2 tRNA genes are annotated in these 573 nt (G+C 48.2%); both read right to left on the bottom strand.

The window, feature by feature from the left end:
• Positions 1 to 213: 213 nt before the first annotated feature.
• Positions 214 to 289: transfer RNA gene (locus ABLV08_RS03525), tRNA-Ala, on the bottom strand.
• Positions 290 to 395: 106 nt separating this feature from the next.
• Positions 396 to 472, bottom strand: a tRNA-Ile gene (locus ABLV08_RS03520).
• Between the last annotated feature and the right edge of the window lie 101 nt (positions 473 to 573).

The following is a 573-nucleotide window of genomic DNA, read 5'->3' as shown; positions in this document are numbered from 1 at the left end:
CAGGGCATCCACCGTGTACGCTTAGTCGCTTAACCTCACAACCCGAAGATGTTTCGTAAAACACCAACGTGTCGCGAAAATTTGAGAGACTCGAACACACATTAACTGTGTGTCGTTTCAATTTTCAGCTTGATCCAGATTTTTAAAGAGCAAAACTTCGCAGTGAACCTTTTCAGGTACACTCTGAAGTTTTCTTGTTTTTTGCAGTAAGGATGGTGGAGCTATGCGGGATCGAACCGCAGACCTCCTGCGTGCAAAGCAGGCGCTCTCCCAGCTGAGCTATAGCCCCATCGTAGTTATCTCTTTTAACCTTAATTCGTTTTCGGGCGCGGCGTGGTGAAGCGAAGCATACTGAAGTATGCGAGCTTTGCCACAACAAAGCACGAGAGCGAATTTGGTAGGCCTGAGTGGACTTGAACCACCGACCTCACCCTTATCAGGGGTGCGCTCTAACCACCTGAGCTACAAGCCTGCAGAGATTACTTACTGCTGTATTTTCATCAGACAATCTGTGTGAGCACTACAAAGGCAGGTTCTTTAAGGTAAGGAGGTGATCCAACCGCAGGTTCCCCT

Origin of the sequence: Klebsiella sp. CN_Kp088 (genome assembly GCF_040064335.1) — a bacterium.
Taxonomy (GTDB): Bacteria; Pseudomonadota; Gammaproteobacteria; order Enterobacterales; family Enterobacteriaceae; genus Klebsiella; species Klebsiella aerogenes.
Note: the sequence above shows the minus strand (reverse complement) of the source record. Positions and strands in the feature narration are given on the sequence as shown.